General features: G+C 68.8%; 13 protein-coding genes. 4 read left to right on the forward strand and 9 right to left on the reverse strand.

Features of this window, described 5'->3' with window-relative positions; genetic code table 11:
- From ACWGJY_RS03100 to eccD, 6 genes are all read right to left on the reverse strand, one after another.
- Nucleotides 1–3,351, reverse strand: coding sequence for an AAWKG family protein (locus ACWGJY_RS03100; protein WP_453259057.1), 3,351 nt, complete (start codon nucleotides 3,349–3,351; stop codon nucleotides 1–3).
- 78 nt (nucleotides 3,352–3,429) lie between these two features.
- Nucleotides 3,430–3,957: a type VII secretion system-associated protein gene (locus ACWGJY_RS03105; RefSeq protein ID WP_453259058.1), complete on the reverse strand. Its 528-nt coding sequence runs from the start codon at nucleotides 3,955–3,957 to the stop codon at nucleotides 3,430–3,432.
- Nucleotides 3,958–4,084: 127 nt separating this feature from the next.
- Complete coding sequence (locus ACWGJY_RS03110) at nucleotides 4,085–4,417, reverse strand: WXG100 family type VII secretion target (protein ID WP_453259059.1); 333 nt, start codon at nucleotides 4,415–4,417, stop codon at nucleotides 4,085–4,087.
- Nucleotides 4,418–4,503: 86 nt separating this feature from the next.
- Nucleotides 4,504–4,833, reverse strand: coding sequence for a hypothetical protein (locus ACWGJY_RS03115; protein ID WP_453259060.1), 330 nt, complete (start codon nucleotides 4,831–4,833; stop codon nucleotides 4,504–4,506).
- A 223-nt stretch (nucleotides 4,834–5,056) separates the two neighbouring features.
- Complete coding sequence (gene eccB, locus ACWGJY_RS03120) at nucleotides 5,057–6,538, reverse strand: type VII secretion protein EccB (RefSeq protein ID WP_453259061.1); 1,482 nt, start codon at nucleotides 6,536–6,538, stop codon at nucleotides 5,057–5,059.
- A 17-nt stretch (nucleotides 6,539–6,555) separates the two neighbouring features.
- Nucleotides 6,556–7,956 (reverse strand): type VII secretion integral membrane protein EccD, encoded by a 1,401-nt coding sequence (gene eccD, locus ACWGJY_RS03125; protein ID WP_453259062.1) that lies wholly within the window; start codon nucleotides 7,954–7,956, stop codon nucleotides 6,556–6,558.
- Nucleotides 7,957–8,275: 319 nt separating this feature from the next.
- On the opposite strand from eccD, the gene eccCa reads away from it, so the two are divergent.
- The 3 genes from eccCa to ACWGJY_RS03140 all read left to right on the forward strand — a co-directional run bounded on the left by eccCa (nucleotide 8,276) and on the right by ACWGJY_RS03140 (nucleotide 13,291).
- Nucleotides 8,276–12,238, forward strand: a complete 3,963-nt coding sequence (gene eccCa, locus ACWGJY_RS03130; protein ID WP_453259219.1) for a type VII secretion protein EccCa — start codon at nucleotides 8,276–8,278, stop codon at nucleotides 12,236–12,238.
- Between the two features lie 136 nt (nucleotides 12,239–12,374).
- Nucleotides 12,375–12,500, forward strand: a complete 126-nt coding sequence (locus tag ACWGJY_RS03135) for a hypothetical protein (protein WP_453259063.1) — start codon at nucleotides 12,375–12,377, stop codon at nucleotides 12,498–12,500.
- Nucleotides 12,501–12,529: 29 nt separating this feature from the next.
- Nucleotides 12,530–13,291 carry a DUF3152 domain-containing protein gene (locus tag ACWGJY_RS03140; protein WP_453259064.1) on the forward strand — a complete coding sequence of 254 codons (762 nt, stop codon included), beginning with the start codon at nucleotides 12,530–12,532 and terminating at the stop codon, nucleotides 13,289–13,291.
- A 119-nt stretch (nucleotides 13,292–13,410) separates the two neighbouring features.
- Here ACWGJY_RS03140 and ACWGJY_RS03145 read toward each other — a convergent pair whose 3' ends face one another.
- From ACWGJY_RS03145 to ACWGJY_RS03155, 3 genes are all read right to left on the reverse strand, one after another.
- Nucleotides 13,411–13,731: a hypothetical protein gene (locus ACWGJY_RS03145; protein WP_453259065.1), complete on the reverse strand. Its 321-nt coding sequence runs from the start codon at nucleotides 13,729–13,731 to the stop codon at nucleotides 13,411–13,413.
- Nucleotides 13,732–13,904: 173 nt separating this feature from the next.
- Nucleotides 13,905–14,132, reverse strand: a complete 228-nt coding sequence (locus tag ACWGJY_RS03150) for a hypothetical protein (RefSeq protein ID WP_453259066.1) — start codon at nucleotides 14,130–14,132, stop codon at nucleotides 13,905–13,907.
- A 271-nt stretch (nucleotides 14,133–14,403) separates the two neighbouring features.
- Nucleotides 14,404–15,168 carry an AraC family transcriptional regulator gene (locus tag ACWGJY_RS03155; protein WP_453259067.1) on the reverse strand — a complete coding sequence of 255 codons (765 nt, stop codon included), beginning with the start codon at nucleotides 15,166–15,168 and terminating at the stop codon, nucleotides 14,404–14,406.
- Nucleotides 15,169–15,252: 84 nt separating this feature from the next.
- Here ACWGJY_RS03155 and ACWGJY_RS03160 point away from each other — a divergent pair, with 84 nt between their 5' ends.
- On the forward strand, nucleotides 15,253–16,062 hold the full coding sequence (locus ACWGJY_RS03160; RefSeq protein ID WP_453259068.1) for a TSUP family transporter: 810 nt from the start codon (nucleotides 15,253–15,255) through the stop codon (nucleotides 16,060–16,062).
- The last annotated feature ends 17 nt before the right edge of the window (nucleotides 16,063–16,079 follow it).

A 16,079-nucleotide genomic window follows, 5' to 3' on the forward strand; every position in this document is an offset into this window, starting at 1 on the left:
TCATCGCCCGATCACCGCCGGTGCGCCACCCTCGTCGGAGCCCCAGACGTCCTCGTCCTCCGGCATCCACGCCTCGCGCTCCCGGTCACCGCTCTGTGTCTGCTGCCGGTCCGGACCGCCGTGCCCGCCGCCCATCGGTGTCGAGAAGGGGCTGCCGCTGCTGGTGTTGATCACCGCTTCGCGATCATCGTAACGCCCGTTGCCAGAACGACCGTTCGACGGCCTACGACGGTTGCTGACCACGTCGCCGCTGTCGATCACGGTCCGGGTGCGCTCCGAGGGGCCGCCCTCGCCGCCGCGGCCGCCGCCGCCACCCATGCCGCCCATGCCGCCGCCCATCATTCCCGGGCTCATCGGCATTCCACCGGGGGCACCGCCCGCACCGGAGGGAGGCCCGCCAAGGCTGGCGGCGGCGCTCCCGGCGCCGCCCTGCCCGCCGGCGCCCCCGGGCTGGGGGTCGTACAGCTCCTGCTCGTAATCCGGCTGCTGACTGCCGTGCGAGCGCAGGCCACCAGGACCCGAATGCGGAGTATCGGGCCCTGAACCGCCGTTCAGGTAGCCGGAGTTCGTCGTGCCGTCCGGGCTCATCAGGGAGGTGGCACCGGTGTGCGGGTCCACCGTGCTCCTGCTGCCGTCCGGGTACTCGGTCACCACCTGCCCGTGCGAGTCCAGATGGGAGACGCTGCCGTCGGGGTTGGTGAGCACATCCCCCGCGTTCAGCGGCCCGGAGTGGACCGCGCCGTCGGGGCCCGTGACGGTCGAAGTCTGTGTCTGCGGGTCGATCATGGTCTTGCTGTGGTCCGGGTAATCGGTGACCACGCGCCCGTGCGAGTCCACATGCGAGTGGCTGCCGCCGGGGTTCGTCAGCGAGTCGTCGCCGTTGACCGGGCCGGTGATGTGGTCCGGCAGATGACTCTGGTGATCGCCGTACGAGGAACCGCCGTGCTGGTTCCCCAGGATGTCGCCGGCCTGATTCCGGTACTGCTCCTGCTTGTGCTGCAGCTCGTCCTGGCGCTGCTGCTGCTTGTTCTGGAGCTCGTCCTGCCGCTGCTGCTGCTTGTTCTGCAGCTCCTCCTGGCGCTGCTGCTGCTTGTTCTGCAGCTCCTCCTGCTTCTTCTCCTGTTCCTTGCGCTGCTCTTCCTGCTGCTTTTGCTGCTCGTCCTGCCGCTGCTCCTGGTGGTGCTGCTGTTGCTCCTGCTTGGTCTCCTGCTCCTTCTGCAGCTGCTCCTGCTTCTTCTCCTGCTCGGCCTGCTTCTCCTCCTGCTTGTGCTGCTGCTCCTCCTGCTTGGCCTCCTGCTCCTTCTGCAGCTCCTGCTGCTTCTTCTCCTGCTCGGCCTGCTTCTCCTCCTGCTTCTTCTGCTGTTCCTCCTGCTTGGCCTCCTGCTTCTTCTGCAGCTCCTCCTGCTTCTTCTCCTGCTCGGCCTGCTTCTCCTCCTGCTTGTGCTGCTGCTCCTCCTGCTTCTTCTCCTGCTCCTTCTGCAACTCCTCCTGCTTGCGCTGCTGTTCGGCCTGCTTCGCCTCCTGTTCCTTCTCCTTCTTGTCCTGGTCCTTCTTCTGCTGCTCCTGCAGGATCCGCTGCTGGACCACCTGCTCGTTCTGCCGCTGCTCCTGCTTCTGCTGCTGCTCCTCCTGCTTCTTCTCCTGTTGGGCCTGCTTCTCCTCCTGCTTCTTCTCCTGCTCGGCCTGCTTCTCCTCCTGCTTGTTCTGCAGCTCCTCCTGCTTCGCCTCCTGCTTCTTCTGCAGCTCCTCCTGCTTCTTCTCCTGCTCGGCCTGCTTCTGCTCCTGCTTGTGCTGCTGCTCCTCCTGCTTCTTCTCCTGCTCCTTCTGCAACTCCTCCTGCTTGTGCTGCTGTTCGTCCTGACGCCGGCGGTCCTCGTCGCGCTGGCGGTCCGCCTTGTCCTCCTGCTCCTTCTGGTGCTTCTTCTCGTCCTCCCGGATACGGTCGGCTTCCGCCTTGTCCTTATCCCTCTGCTCTTCCTGCTTCTTGTTCCAGGCGTCCATCTTCGCCTGGTTCTCTTTGTTCAGCTTGTTCTGTTCATCCTTATCCTTCTTGGCGTCATTCTTGTCCTTGAATGCCTGGTCCCCCCGGAGGGTGCTCTTGAGGTCCTCACCTCGCGGCGGACGAATGTCGCCAATATCAAAGTTATGCGCATTCCATGCATTGGTAACGTTCCGCATCGCGGTTTCCGCCGGCTTGCCCAAATACTCACGGACACCGTCCCACCAGCGATTCCGCGCCTCCTCGCCAATGGCCTTCCACGTCGCCACGTTGTCCAGCGGCCCGTACCTGTGCCCGTACCCGTCCTCGGCCTGGTTCTCGAATCCCGGTTTCGTCACGAGGCTCTCGGTGTCCGGCTTGTAGCCGCCGTCGAGGGAGTTGTAGCCGCCGCCGGAGCTGCTGGTGTGCACCTTGAGCATGAAAATGTTTTTGTTCCAGACGTTGTCCATGACGTCGGAGAGGATCTCGCTGAGAAAGAACAGCGGGTTACTCCTGCGCCCGGTCGACCACAATTCCCATGCGTCGTACAGCTTCTGGACTTCCTTGCGGAGCACCTCACCCGCAGCGCGGACCGCGGCACCCTGCCGCGATCCGTAGGACTTGCCGGCGGTGTTCTCCATGTCCTCGACGATGCGCTCGTAACGCCGCACCAGAAAATGGACCAGATTCCACCAGACTCCGGCGGCCTCACCCTTCCAGTTGTCGTTCTCGACCGCGCCGAGGATCTTCTCCCAACCGTCGAGCTCCGCCTTCCGTTCGCCGACGAAATTCTGCACGCGGTCGAACGACTTGGCCGTCGCCTCGAAGGAGGACAGATCAACGTAATTCGCCTCCGGAATGGCCGGGGGCCAATCGAAGTCGCGCGTGCCACTGTCCTTCGTGAGCAGCCAACTCAGCGCATTCCCCGTACCAAAGGAGTACCGGTCGAGATCCCGGGTATCCCAGGTTTTTTTATCGGTGTCGTCCTTACCAGGGAACTCCCCAGTGGTCCCCCCGTTGACTTTGACATCGGGAGTCGGCTTGCCCCCGTCATCATGCGTCCGGTCACCGAGCAGCTGAATCTTGACCTGGCGCTTTTTGGCCCCGCCGTCATTGATGTAGAACGGCAGGACAAATTCCAGGTCCTGGATCTGGGTTCCGAGGTTCTTGAGCGTCCAGTCGGTATCAGCGACCTCGGGGATCTTGCCGTTGTCCGGCTCCCCGATCGTGACATGCATCAGGGGAATGCCGTCGGCGCTCGTCAGCGACGTGAAGATTTGTTCGACCGTCGGCGCCTTGTAACCGGTGAAGGTCTCGATGACGTTATGCCAGTCATCGTTATCCGGACTCATCGGCACTCGGTCGATTGCCATCACGGGGCTCCAGCGGAAGGAATTCGAACGGGACTCGGGGCGGGATCACACGGCGCGGATCACCGGTGACAGTTCAGGTTAATTTTTGCCACCGCCACCGCCGCCGTCACCGCCGCCGCCGTTACCGCCGCCGCTACCCATGGACTCGGAAATGTCGTCCGCCACGTCCTCGAAGACGTTGTAGAACTTCTCGCCGTCGATCTTGTCCAGGCTTTCGCCCTCGGTCTTGAGCAGCGTCTCCATCGCGTCGCGCAGGTTGCTCTCGATGTGCTCGAACAGCTTCTTCTGATCTCCGACGAAATCGCCGAGCTTTTTGGCCGAGCCGGCGATGCTTTTGACCAGATCCCCAGCGATGCCGTCCTGGCCCATCTTGCCCAGCGTCAGCGGCCGCTTCTGGGAGTAATGAACATTATCCGGAATGTCCATCAGGTTGGTGATGCTCTGCACCATGATGTCGTTCCGGCCACCCGCGAACCGATCCGCGGGCGCGTCGACGAGGATCTTCTCGATCGCCCCCCGGAATTCATGGAGGTCCCCGTCGATGAACTTTTTGATCCACTCTTTGTTGAGGACGAGCGGTCCGCCGCCCTTGTTCTCGTCTGCCATGGTGCCGCTCCTTCTCCGTCCGTAGCCCGCCCTCGGCGCAGCTCTCGCGCGCCCATGAACCAGCACGGGCGGCCCTCCGCGTTCGTCCCCGACGCCGACGACCGCCCGTTACCGCATCCGTCGCCGGTCAGGCGCCGATCCGCACGCCTTCCCAGCCCTGCGCCGAGCGCTTCTGGTTCTGGTCGAAGGCCTGGGACACGTCGTTCAGCACGTCTGCGTGGCTGGTGAGCAGACTGCCCATTTTGTCGGCGGCGCGGTTCCACGCCTCCTGCTTGGCCTGGTAGACGTCCGCGTCGTCGCCGACCCAGCTCGCCTTGAGCGTCTGCAGCTCCTGGTTCAACTGCTGGAGCCAGCTCTGGACCTGATTGGTCTGCACGCGCAGGTCTTCGATCGCGTTGTTGGAGCGATTGAAGTCGACGTAGATATTGCCGTCGGAGAAGTCATTCGCGCCACCGGGCATGGCGAACCTCGTTTCGGTCGGTGTGTACGTTCAGGGAGATGCTGAGTCGACGCGTCGCGGCCTCGGTACGCGGGCCGGCAACCCGATCAGCCCGCGAGCGTGTCGAAAACGGCGCTGGACTTCTGGAACGCCTGATTCACGTTGTCGTTCGCGGAACCCCGGGTCAGACCGCTCTGCTGCAACGTGGTGTTCAGCTCGTTGACCATGTCGCGCAGGTTCTTCTCGATGATCTGGGCCTGCTCGTCCCACTGGTCCAGCAGAGAACGGAAGTTACCGCCGACATCGCCGCCGAGACCCACGTTGTTCTTCGTGTTCTCCAGTTCCTGACGGCTGCGCTGCACACCGGTGAACGCCTGCTCCAGGGCGTTGATGCCGTTCCGTGTGGCTTGCTCTTGCTGCTGTGCCATCTGTCCCATGGGCGCGTCCCCTTCGGCTGTAATTCGCCGCCAGGCGAGGCGCGCTGGCAGCCGGTGCCCTCAATTGCATGGAGCCGACCTCCAGTTGGCCCATACAAAGCGATACTAGAAGTCCGTAAACCTCTTTTGCAATACTATCTGCCAAGAATCCACGTGATGTTCGCAATTTTCCGATCCGGCTGTAGGCAGATCGCTACGGCGTGCACTCGCCGCCGGCCCGACCTCATTCCGCCCCTTGCCGATGCTGTGTTGTCGCCCGCTGGTTCTCGCACTTCGGTGCCGTCGATTTCTCGTTCCCGGAACTCGCCGCCTGCGGCGTCAGATCCGGCCCGGTCGGAAGCATGGAAAGCAGTGAGGACGGCAAGCCCTGCGCGCGGGCCCCGGTATAGCCGAGCGCTTTCAGCGTGTCCTGCGACGGCAGCCGGTACTTCATTCCGGTGTCGGTCACCAGATACAGCGTGCTGCCGACATCGCTGCCGTCGGCGCCGAGCGCGTGCACCAGGGCGCCGCGGCCCGGTCGCACGGCGATCCGGTTGACCGTCACACATGCCGGGACCATCCCCTCCGTCGGCGCCTGCGCGGTGGGGCCCAGCTCCCGGGGGTCGGCCAGGGTCACGCTCACCCGCGTACCGTCGCCGGCCGACCGCACCCCCACGCACGGCGTCTGCCCCACGCCGAGGTCGACCAGCTCCGGCGGAGCCTCGGGCATCCCTTCGGCGTGGTCGGACAGCCCGGAGACCGGTGCCAGATGTCCGTTCAGCGCATCGGTGCCCAGGCTCCGGGCGGCGGCCGAACGGCCCGCGTACGTCTTCTCCTTGGTCTCCGGGGCGCCGAGCACCAGCGCCGCACCGGTGGCGGTGAGCGGGGCCAGGCCCTCCTTGCGCAGCTGGTAGTAGCGGGCCCGCGCACCGGAGGCGGCGACCTTGAAGATCTCGCCGACCCGGGTCTGCCCGCCGCCCAGCACCGGTCCGGCGTCGCCCAGGCCCGGCACCTCGGGCGGGGTCAGATCAGGGCCGGCGGGCAGCGAGTTGAGGAGTGCCGCCGAGACCTGCAGCGGCTTGTCCGCGCCGTAGCCGAGCGCCTCGGGGGCGTGCGCCGTGCCGTCCAGGCGCAGCTTGCGGCCCTGCCACACCAGGTAGTTGTCCTTGTCGGGACCGCTGACCAGCAGTCCCTGTCCCTCCTTGAGGCCCGGCCCGGCGGGCTCGGTGCCCACGGCGACCGTGGTGCCGGTCGAGCCGGTGCCGGATCCCGAACACACCTGCCACGGGCCGCTGTCCAGGTTGCCGGTGCCGGGCGGCTCGTCCGGGGCACCCGGTATGCCGATGGGTGCGCCGTGCGGGGTGCCGTCCAGCGAAGGGCCGCCGATCGGCATGACCTTCATCTTGTCGCCGACCAGCAGCCGCGCCGAGGTGAAGTTGCGCACCGGCCGCAGCCTGCCGCCGAGGAAGAGGTAGCGGGCGCCGGTGTCCTTGTTGACGACCAGGGTGCCCGGGGCCCGCCAGGACTCCTTGGTACCGGGCTTGAGCAGTCCGAAGACGAAGGCTCCGGCGCACAGCAGTATCGCGATCAGCACGCTGATCGCGATCCCGCGGTTGGTGCGGCCCTGCGGGCTCTCCGGGGCGTCGGGGTCGGCACGCAGCATGCCGGAGGTCAGCCGCCCCATGATGAACAGGTGCGCCTGGACCTGGTCCCGTTTGTCCTGCATCGCTCACACTTCCCGTCTCAGGCCAGCAGCCCGCGCAGGGCGCCGTACACACCGAGCACCCACAGCGCCAGCGGCAGCAGGCTGACCGCAGCCAGGGTGTGCAGGATCTCCGCCGCCCGGCCCCAGTAGGGCACGAGCCGGCGGCCCGGCACCGTCCAGGAGGCGATGGACACGGCAGCGGTGAGGGCCAGCAGCGCGACCATCACCAGGGGACGCCGGTCGGGTGCGAAGGAGACGGCGACGGCGAGGATCAGCAGGAGCGGGCCCACCGCGCCCGGAATGATCAGCGAGAGCCGCTGCCAGGCGTTGCCCAGGCCGCGGCCGTGCAGCAGCAGGAGCAGCGACAGCGCCACGACCATGATCGAGGCGGCCAGGTCCGCGTACCACGCGAGCACGCCCAGGCAGCCGGCGCAGACCGCGCCCACGGCCCCGTACAGCGAACTCATCCAGCCGTCCGCGAGCACCGCGCGAGCGGCGACGCCGCTGGGCGAGTGCGGCTCGATGCCTACCTGCAGCTGCTGGGCGTTGGTGGGCAGGGGCGGCATCCGCAGCCCGGACATCCGGAAGGACAGCGAGGGGACGAACGCGCCGAGCACCACCGCCACCAGGGCGACGACCCCGGCGACCTGGTGCGGTGCGAGGTCCACGGTGAGCATCAGGGCCCCGGCGAGCGCGCCGAACACCGCGACGACGGCGATGCCGAGAAAGAGCGAGGCGAAGGCGGAGACCGCCGCGAGGACGACGATCGCGCCGCCGGCGCCCGCCGCGCAGGCGGCCAGCAGCCGGAACCCGACCATCGCATGGGCGTCCGGGCCACTCAGCTCGCCGCCGGGCAGCAGCCAGCCGGCGAACGCGAGGTAGGGCGCCGCCATCGCGCCCAGTGCCGCGCCCGCTCCGGCGTCGCCGACGGCACGGCTGGCCGAGCCCGCGCCGGCAATCAGCAGCAGACCGGCCACTGCCGCGCACACCGCGCGCAGCCCCGCCGACCCGCCGGGCAGCGCGAGGACGGCCAGTCCGCCGGCGAGGGCGAGGACCGCGAGGCCGCGCAGCAGCCGGCGGCTGGCCTGCGGGGTCCAGCCGTAGGGGCTTGCGGCCATGGTGGTGGAGATGCCGTCCACCAGGTCGTCGAGGTGGACCTCGGGGAGCGCCTCGGTGCGCGGCCTGAGATAGAGGGTCTCGCCGTCGCGCAGGTCGTAGGAGTCGAGGGTGCGTTCCTCGTCCATCGGCTCGGCGCCCAGCCGTTGCAGCACCCAGCCGCCGTGGTCGATCCCCGCCTCTTCGAGGTCGTCACCGCCATAGCCGACGACGGCGGGCAGCAGGTCGGCCACGGGAACGTCGGAAGGCACCGCGAGGTCGACGCTCTTGCCGGGCGCGCGGACCGTCAGACGGCACAGCCCGGCCGTCTGGATATCACTCATGGGGCTGGCTCACGCTTCTCCGGACGGATTCGGAAAGTGCTCCGGACCCGTGCGAGGGTGGCTGGGTCGATCGGTTCGTGGGCGAAGGCGAACTTCCTCCCACACGTGGTGGTGTCGGGCATTCGCCGTACGGTGCTTTCACCGTACGGGGCGACAGAGCAAACCGAAATACCAGGTGAGCAAAGTGGGCACAGGCAAGGGCATGTTGGCCATGAATTGACACAAAAATGAGCACGTCAATTCTGACAACGACCCTTCCCTCCATCGAAGATGCCCTTGTGCCGCGCAGCGCTGCCCGTTAGGAGACCGTCCGTTGAGTGTGGTTCTGTTCCGCAGGCCGGCCCGCCGCCGCGGCCCGGACATGCCCGAAGGGGAGTTGACCCTCCAGGAGCCGCCGACACTGCCCGAAGTGGTGCCGGACAGCTCCGCCGTGTGGACCTATCTGCCCATGGCGATGATGTCGGTCTCCATGATGCTGATGTTCATGCGGCCGGGCATGAGCGGTAACTCCGGGGGCCACTTCATGTACCTGGCCGTCGGCATGATGGTGCTGGCGTCCGGGGCCATGATGGTCGGTCAGATGATGCGCAAGGCCAGTGAGCGCAAACAGCGGCTCAAGGGCGAGCGCCGGGACTACCTGCGCTACCTCACCCAGACCCGGCGCAAGGTGCGGGCCGCGGTGTCCGACCAGCAGAAGGCACTGGCCTGGCGGCACCCCGAGCCGGCCGCACTGTGGTCGATGGTGGGCACCACCCGGCTGTGGGAACGCCGCCCGCAGGACGAGGACTTCGGCGAGGTCCGGGTGGCCGTGGGCGACCAGCAGCTGGGGCTGCGGCTGACGCCGAACTCCACCACGCCCGTGGAGGACCTGGAGCCGCTGTCCGCGCATGCCCTGCGCAGCTTCATCCGGGCCTACGCCACCGTGCCCGAGCAGCCCATCGCCATCTATCTGCGGGCCTGGGCCCGGGTGCTGCTGCGCGGTGACGAGGAGCGCACGCGCTCCCTGGCCCGCGCCATGATCGCCCAGTTGGCGACCTTCCACGCGCCGGACGACGTGTGGGTGGCGCTGTGCGTGTCGGATGAGCGGCGCGCCGAGTGGGAATGGGTCAAGTGGCTCCCGCACAACCTGCACCCGCAGGAGAGCGACGGCGCCGGCCCGGCCCGGATGTTCGTCTCCGCCTTCAACGAGCTGGAGGACCTGCTCGGCGCGGAGTTCCTGGAGCGCCCGCCGTTCGACCCCGACGCGGTCGCCGGGCGCGAGGAGCCCTTCACCGTGATCGTGGTGGACGGCGGGAGCGTCCCCTCCGGACACCGGCTGGACGGCTCCGGCTTCCGCAACACCGTGGTCCTCGACCTGAGCGGGGCGCTGACCTGGCGGCCGGGCCGGGTCACGCTGCGCTTTGAAGTGTCCGAGGACGACTTCGCGCTGGTGCGCACCGACCGCGAGCGCAAGGAGCAGACCACCCGGCTCGGCCGTCCCGACCGGTTCGGGCCGACCGGCTCCACCGCGCTGGCCAAGCGGATCGCCCCGTACCGGATGGGGGTGGGCGCGGACACCTCCGCACCGCTGTCCACCAACCTGGAGCTGACCACGCTGCTGGGGATCTCCGACCTGTCCCGCCATGAACCGCACGCCCATTGGCAGCGCAGCACCGGCCCCGCCCGGCTGCGGGTGCCGATCGCGGTGAGCGCCGACGGCGCCCCGGTGGAGCTGGACATCAAGGAGTCGGCGCAGGGTGGCACCGGGCCGCACGGCATGCTCATCGGGGCCACCGGCTCCGGCAAGAGCGAGCTGCTGCGCACCCTGGTGCTGGCGCTGGCGCTCAACAACTCCTCCGAGACACTCAACTTCGTCCTCGTCGACTTCAAGGGCGGCGCCACCTTCCTCGGCCTGGACGAGCTGCCGCACACCTCGGCCGTCATCACCAACCTGGCCGGCGAGGCCGCGCTGGTGGGCCGGATGCAGGACGCGCTGCACGGCGAGCTGATGCGGCGCCAGGAGCTGCTGCGCTCGGCCGGCAACTACACCTCGGCGCTCGACTACGAGAAGGCGCGCGCCTCCGGCGTCCCGCTGGCGCCGCTGCCCAGCCTGTTCGTCGTGGTCGACGAGTTCAGCGAACTGCTGGCCGCGCACCGGGAGTTCATGGAACTGTTCGTGATGATCGGGCGGCTCGGGCGCAGCCTCGGTGTCCATCTGCTGCTCGCCTCGCAGCGGCTGGACGAGGGCCGGATGCACCAGCTGGAGAGCCATCTGTCCTACCGGATCGGGCTGCGCACCTTCTCCGCCATGGAGAGCCGCGGCGTGCTCGGGGTGCCGGACGCCTACCAGCTGCCGCCGCAGCCGGGCAGCGGCTACCTCAAGTCCGGGGTGGAGGCGCTGACCCGCTTCCGCGCCGCCTATGTCTCCGGCCCGTACCAGGAGCGCCACTCCAGCGCCAACCAGGCCCGGGTGGCCAGCCAGACCGTGCCGTGGACCTCCGGCTACGTGGTGCCGCGCCAGCTGCCCGACCTTCCGGAACCCGAGCCGGAGCCGGAGGAGGAGAGCGGTGACACCCTGCTGTCCGTCGCCGTGGACCGGCTGCGCGACGCCGGTCCGCCCGCCCACCAGGTGTGGCTGCCGCCGCTGGACCAGCCCGCCACGCTCGACCAGATCCTGCCGCCGCTCACCCCCGACCCCGAGCTGGGGCTGACCACCGTGGGCTGGCCGGGCCGCGGCCGGCTGACCGTGCCCATCGGCATCGTCGACAAGCCTTTCGAGCAGATGCGCGACCTGCTGACGGTCGACCTGTCCGGCGCCGGCGGCCATGTGGCCATCGCGGGTGGCCCGCAGAGCGGCAAGAGCACCCTGGTGCGTACCCTCCTCACCGCGCTCGCCGTCACCCACACCCCGCGCGAAGTGCAGTTCTTCTGCCTCGACTTCGGTGGCGGCACGCTGGCCTCGTTGTCCGAACTGCCGCACACGGCCGGCGTCGCGGCGCGGCTGGAGAGCGAGCGGGTGGGCCGTACGATCGCCGAGATCACCTCGCTGCTGAGCGCGCGGGAGCGGTTCTTCCTGGAGCACGGCATCGACTCGATGCCGACCTTCCGCCGGCGCCGGGCCGCCGGGGAGTTCCCCGAGCAGCACTACGGCGACGTGTTCCTGGTCATCGACGGCTGGTCCACGGTGCGGGCGGACTTCGACCGCTACATCCAGACGTTCAACGGGATCGCGGCCCGCGGCCTCAACTACGGCGTGCACCTCATCGTCACCACGGCCCGCTGGGTCGAACTCTCCTCGGGCGTGCGCGATCAGGCGGCCACCCATCTGGAGCTGCGGATGGGTGACGCGATGGACTCCGAGATCGACACCCGCCGCGCCTCGACCGTCCCGAGGCTGGCCGGCCGCGGACTGACCCGGGAGGGCAAGCTGCACTACCTGGGCGCGCTGCCCCGCATCGACGGCAGGGAGAGCGCCGAGGACCTGGCCGACGGGGTGGCCGGCCTGGTGTCCGCCATCAAGGAGAGCTGGCCCGGTCAGCAGACCCCGCAGGTGCGGATGCTGCCGACCCGGCTGCCGGTCGGGCAGCTGCCCGCACCGGAGGGCGACATGCGGATGCCGATCGGCCTGGAGGAGAACGAACTCTCCGTGGTCTGGCACGACTTCGCCGAGAATCCGCACCTGTTCGTGGTGGGCGACACCGAGAGCGGCAAGACGAACATGCTGCGGCGGACCGCCAAGGCCATCATGGACCGCTACACCCCGGCCGAGGCCCGGATCATGGTGGTCGACTACCGCCGCGACCTGGTCGAGGCGATCCCGGACGAGTACCGCCTCGGGCACGCCGTCTCCGTCGACGCGCTCAAGGACCTGGTCGACGGCGCCGCCCGCGCGGTCCGCACCCGGCTGCCGGGGGAGGAGATCACCCCGGCCCGGATGCGGCTGTGCGACTGGTGGACGGGGCCGCGCCTGTTCATCCTCGTCGACGACTACGACATGCTGGGCACCGGCATCGGCAACGCGCCCTTCGACCCGCTGCTCACGCACCTCGCGCTCGGCTACGAGGTCGGGCTGCACATGGTGGTCGCCCGCGCGGCGGCCGGGGCCAGCCGCGGTCTGAGCGAACATCTGATGCGACGCCTCCAGGAGGTCAACACCCCCGCCCTGCTGCTGTCCTGCCCGCCGACCGAGGGCTACCTCATCGGCAACATCAAGGGCCGCACCATGCCGCCGGGACGCGCCACGCACGTCGTCCGCCGGAAGGCGACCCAGGTGCAGACGGCACTCATGGACGACGGGGAGTGAGGTGCCGCGCCCGGCGGGGCCGCCCTCCCGCCGGGCCGCGGTCCACGCGCCATGACGATCCGGTGCCCTTCCCCGTGAACTTTTGCCGCTGTGCGTGCATCTGACTTAGCGCATGAGGTTGAAGCGGCCTCTGCGGATGGGACAGAGCACGATGAATGAGCAGTACGGCAACACCGGCGTCACCCGCACCACCCGGGCACGCGGGCGCATGGCCCGGCCCGTCGGCGGCGCCCGCACGCCGGACACCGGACGCAACCGATGAGCAGGCCGCGGTCCGACGGGGAGTCATCGATGTCACCTGTCCCGCCGTCGCAGGGCAACGGGCGCCGGCGCTCGCGGTCACGCTCCGTGCTGCTGGTGGTGTGCGGTGTCACGCTGGTCGCCGCGGCCGCGGTCCTGGGCGTCGGGTTCGTCTCGGAGCACCATCCCGGGCGGGCCGGCGGCGGGGCGACCGCGCCGCCGCCGGGCGCATCCGACGGGCGCTACCCGGCGAACGGCCCCGGGGAATTCCGCATGGCGACGGTCTCAGGACCGCGGATCGGCAGCGCGGGCCGGTTCTTCCACTACGAGGTCAAGGTGGAGAACAACCTGGCCCAGACCCCGAAGGCGATCTCGGACGAGGTGCATCGGATCCTGGCCGATCCTCGCGGCTGGACGGCCGGTGGCGAGGCGTCCTTCCAGCAGGTCACCAGCGGCGCACACGACTTCACCGTGGTCGTCGCCACGCCCGGCACCGTGGACCGCATCTGCGGGCAAGGCGGCCTCGACACCGGGGGCGAGGTCAACTGCCGCGTCGGCAAGAACGTGGTGGTCAACATCAAGCGCTGGCTGCTGGCCAACCCCTACTACCAGCACAACCTGCCCGACTACCACGCGCTGACGATCAACCACGAAATAGGGCACTTCCTCGGGCACGGGCACGCGTCGTGTCCCGCGCCGGGCCGGCCCGCTCCCGTGATGATGCAGCAGATCAAGGGGCTGCACGGCTGCGTGGCGAACCCGTGGCCGTACGACCGTCACGGCACCTATCTGACGGGGCCGCCGGTCGCCTGACCGGCCGGGACCCGGAGGGGACCCGGCCGGGCCGGATTGCCGCCGGTGATGCCGTCGCCGCGGACGTCGCCCCGGGCGACCGAGCCGGGCGGCGACGGCGTCCTGGCGACGACGGTGGGCTACTTCCCGGCGAACCCTTCCATGGTTCGCCGGTTCTCATGCCACAGCTCGGCAAAGCTGCTGAACTTCTCCAACTGGCCGTACTTGGGCTGGAAGAGGTAGGCGGCCCACTCGCCTTCCGGGCTGCTCTCCGTCGGGTCGAGAAACCAGAAGTCCTCGCCGTTCGTGACTTTCAGCGTCCGCTGGAACACCGGCACATACTCTCCGGGGTCATCCCCTTGGCCGTAGAGGTCGATGAAGCTCCGGCCCCAGTCGGAGTCGCGCAGCCAAGAGATATCCGCACAGGAGAGGACGAGGTCGACCCAGCAGCCGGCAGTCAACGCGGGACCGGCCCCGTCACTGTTTCTTGTCCCTCTCACTTGGGCGCCGCCGGCCGGTGGCCGTCCGCTCCGACACCCGGCACGCGCCCCGGAAACCTGAAAAAACCTCTGCCCCGGCGTGACACCGGGGCAGAGGAAGACACGGTCTTACCGGTCGTTATGGAATGAATGGGTCACCAGGGGTACATGATGACCGCAAAACCGTTGTCGACACAGTCGAACCCCGTCAGCAAACCCTGCTGGGCAGCCTGGTTACCGAGCGTCTGGCACTCCTGGAAGGATGCCGTGTAGTGGGGCAGGAGACGGGTCTCGGCGGAAGCCGGGCCCGCCATGGCGAGGACCAGGGCTCCCGTGGCGAGGACGCCGAGACCGGCCTTTGCGGCCAGTGCGGTCTTGAACATGACTTCTCTCCCGTTTCGGTCACAACGTAGCGACCATGACGGGATAGCGCACCGCCTGGCCCTACGGAGCATCTGCGCGCAACCGCGCGCCATCACTGGCGTGATGGGCGCAATGCTGGAACATCACGATGCTCACCACAAGGTCAGGACATATCCAGCACGAGGTCAACGCGCGCTCGCGACGACGGGCCGGGACCGAACCGCAGGGGAACTGCTGGTGGGCGCCGATCAGCAGATGCCGGTAACCGGGCTCTACGGACCTGAGGGTGGGTCAGGGGTGGGCGCGGTAGGCGGTGGGGGGCCGTCCGAGCGCGGCCGTGAAGGCTGCGGTGAAGGCTGCGGGTGAGGAGTAGCCGAGGCGCGTGGCGACGGCCGTGACGGGCGTGTGGGCGAGTAGGGGGATTGCCGCGAGGATGCGGGCGCGGGTGCGCCACGCGGCCGGTGATGTTCCGGTGGCGGCACGGAAGGTCCGGTCCAGGGTTCGTTCGCCGAGGTTGAGCCGGGCGGCCCAGGTGGTGTTCGTGATGTCCAGGGTCGGGTTGGCGAGGTAGTCCAGGCACAGGTCGCGCGTCGGCCCGCGCGCGGGGAGCGGCAGGGACAGCGGCAAGGGGGTTGCTGCGGCGAGTTCGTGCAGGATCAGCAGGACGAGCTGTCCGTCGCGACCGTGGGTGTCGTAGTCGACGGGCACGTCAGCGGCGGCGACGAGGAGCTGGCGCAACAGGGGTGGGACCTCAATGACGGTCGCGGCGCCCGGCCACCACGGCACGGCGCGGGGTTCGACGTACAGGCTCAAGGTGGTGACCCCGTCGAAGTGGACCTCGTGATCGGTGTCGGGTGGGATGAGGACGGCTTGCGCGGTCGGGACGGTCCAGGCGGCATCGTTGAGCTGGACGTTCATCACGCCGTTCGCGGCGTGCAGAACTTGCGCACGGCGGTGTCGGTGCGAGGGCAGCAGGTAGCCGTCCGGGTAGTCCGTGGCGATGGGCAGGACGTCGCGGTCGAGGTGATCGATCCGGGCGAGGGGGATGTTCCGCACGCACCGACCCTACTGTCGGAAACTCGATAGGTTGTGGCGTCCTGTCGATTGCTGGCCTTCGGGTCGGGGTGGTGGCATCACGGGGTGACTTTTCTTGTGCTGCTGCTCATCGGTGTCCTGGTCGGAGTGACGACGGTCGTGTTCGGGTTCGGTGGCGGGTTCGTGGCCGTTCCGCTGATCGCGTGGGCCGACCACGCGCTGGGCGGTGAAGCGTTGCGGGTGGCTACCGCGACGTCGCTGCTCGTGATGGTGGGAAACGCGGCGATCGCCACGGCGGCCACGCCGCGTTCGACGTTGGCGTGGCTGGCGCCGCGTCGCGTCCTGCTGGGGTGCCTGGCCATCGGTGGTCTGTTGGGAGCGGTTGCGGCGCCGGGCTTGCCCGGCGCGTGGGTGCGGTGGGCGTTCGTGGCATACATCGGCGCGACGTTCGTCGATCTTGTCTTGCGGCGCGGGTTCGTGCGGACGCGCCCGGTGGCCCCGGACGCCGGCGCGGACGGGGAAGGCCGTGGCGCGCGGCACGCGATCCCCGCCCCGGCCGGGGTGCTCATCGGGGCGGTCGCGACTCTGCTGGGTGTGGGGGGCAGTGTGATGACCGTTCCTGCCTTGCGTCGAGCGGGTGCGCCGATGGCTCAGGCCACCGCGTTGGCGAACCCGTTGACCTTGGCCATCGTGGTGCCCGCCGCGGTGCTGACCCTGGCGACGGGGCGGCCGGTGCCGGGCGCGCAGGGGATGGTCGGTTCGGTCGATGTCTTCGCGGCGGCCGCGCTGCTCGTCAGCGCGCTGCCCGTCATCGTGGTGCTCCGTCGACGTCCGCTGCCGCTCCCGGACCGAGTTCACGCGATCGGGTATCTGGCCCTGCTTGTGGCCTCCGGTGCGGCTGTCGCGGCAACGTGAACCGCCTGCTGGAGACC

Source organism: Streptomyces sp. NPDC054765, from assembly GCF_053612065.1.

What these genes read in the sequence shown, in the direction of transcription:
- ACWGJY_RS03115 (WP_453259060.1), bottom strand. Translation starts at nt 4,833, where the DNA reads ATGGGACAGATGGCACAGCAGCAAGAGCAAGCCACACGGAACGGCATC.
- eccD (WP_453259062.1), bottom strand. Translation starts at nt 7,956, where the DNA reads ATGAGTGATATCCAGACGGCCGGGCTGTGCCGTCTGACGGTCCGCGCG.
- ACWGJY_RS03100 (WP_453259057.1), bottom strand. Translation starts at nt 3,351, where the DNA reads ATGGCAATCGACCGAGTGCCGATGAGTCCGGATAACGATGACTGGCAT.
- ACWGJY_RS03105 (WP_453259058.1), bottom strand. Translation starts at nt 3,957, where the DNA reads ATGGCAGACGAGAACAAGGGCGGCGGACCGCTCGTCCTCAACAAAGAG.
- eccB (WP_453259061.1), bottom strand. Translation starts at nt 6,538, where the DNA reads ATGCAGGACAAACGGGACCAGGTCCAGGCGCACCTGTTCATCATGGGG.
- ACWGJY_RS03110 (WP_453259059.1), bottom strand. Translation starts at nt 4,417, where the DNA reads ATGCCCGGTGGCGCGAATGACTTCTCCGACGGCAATATCTACGTCGAC.
- ACWGJY_RS03150 (WP_453259066.1), bottom strand. Translation starts at nt 14,132, where the DNA reads ATGTTCAAGACCGCACTGGCCGCAAAGGCCGGTCTCGGCGTCCTCGCC.
- ACWGJY_RS03140 (WP_453259064.1), top strand. Translation starts at nt 12,530, where the DNA reads ATGTCACCTGTCCCGCCGTCGCAGGGCAACGGGCGCCGGCGCTCGCGG.
- ACWGJY_RS03135 (WP_453259063.1), top strand. Translation starts at nt 12,375, where the DNA reads ATGGGACAGAGCACGATGAATGAGCAGTACGGCAACACCGGCGTCACC.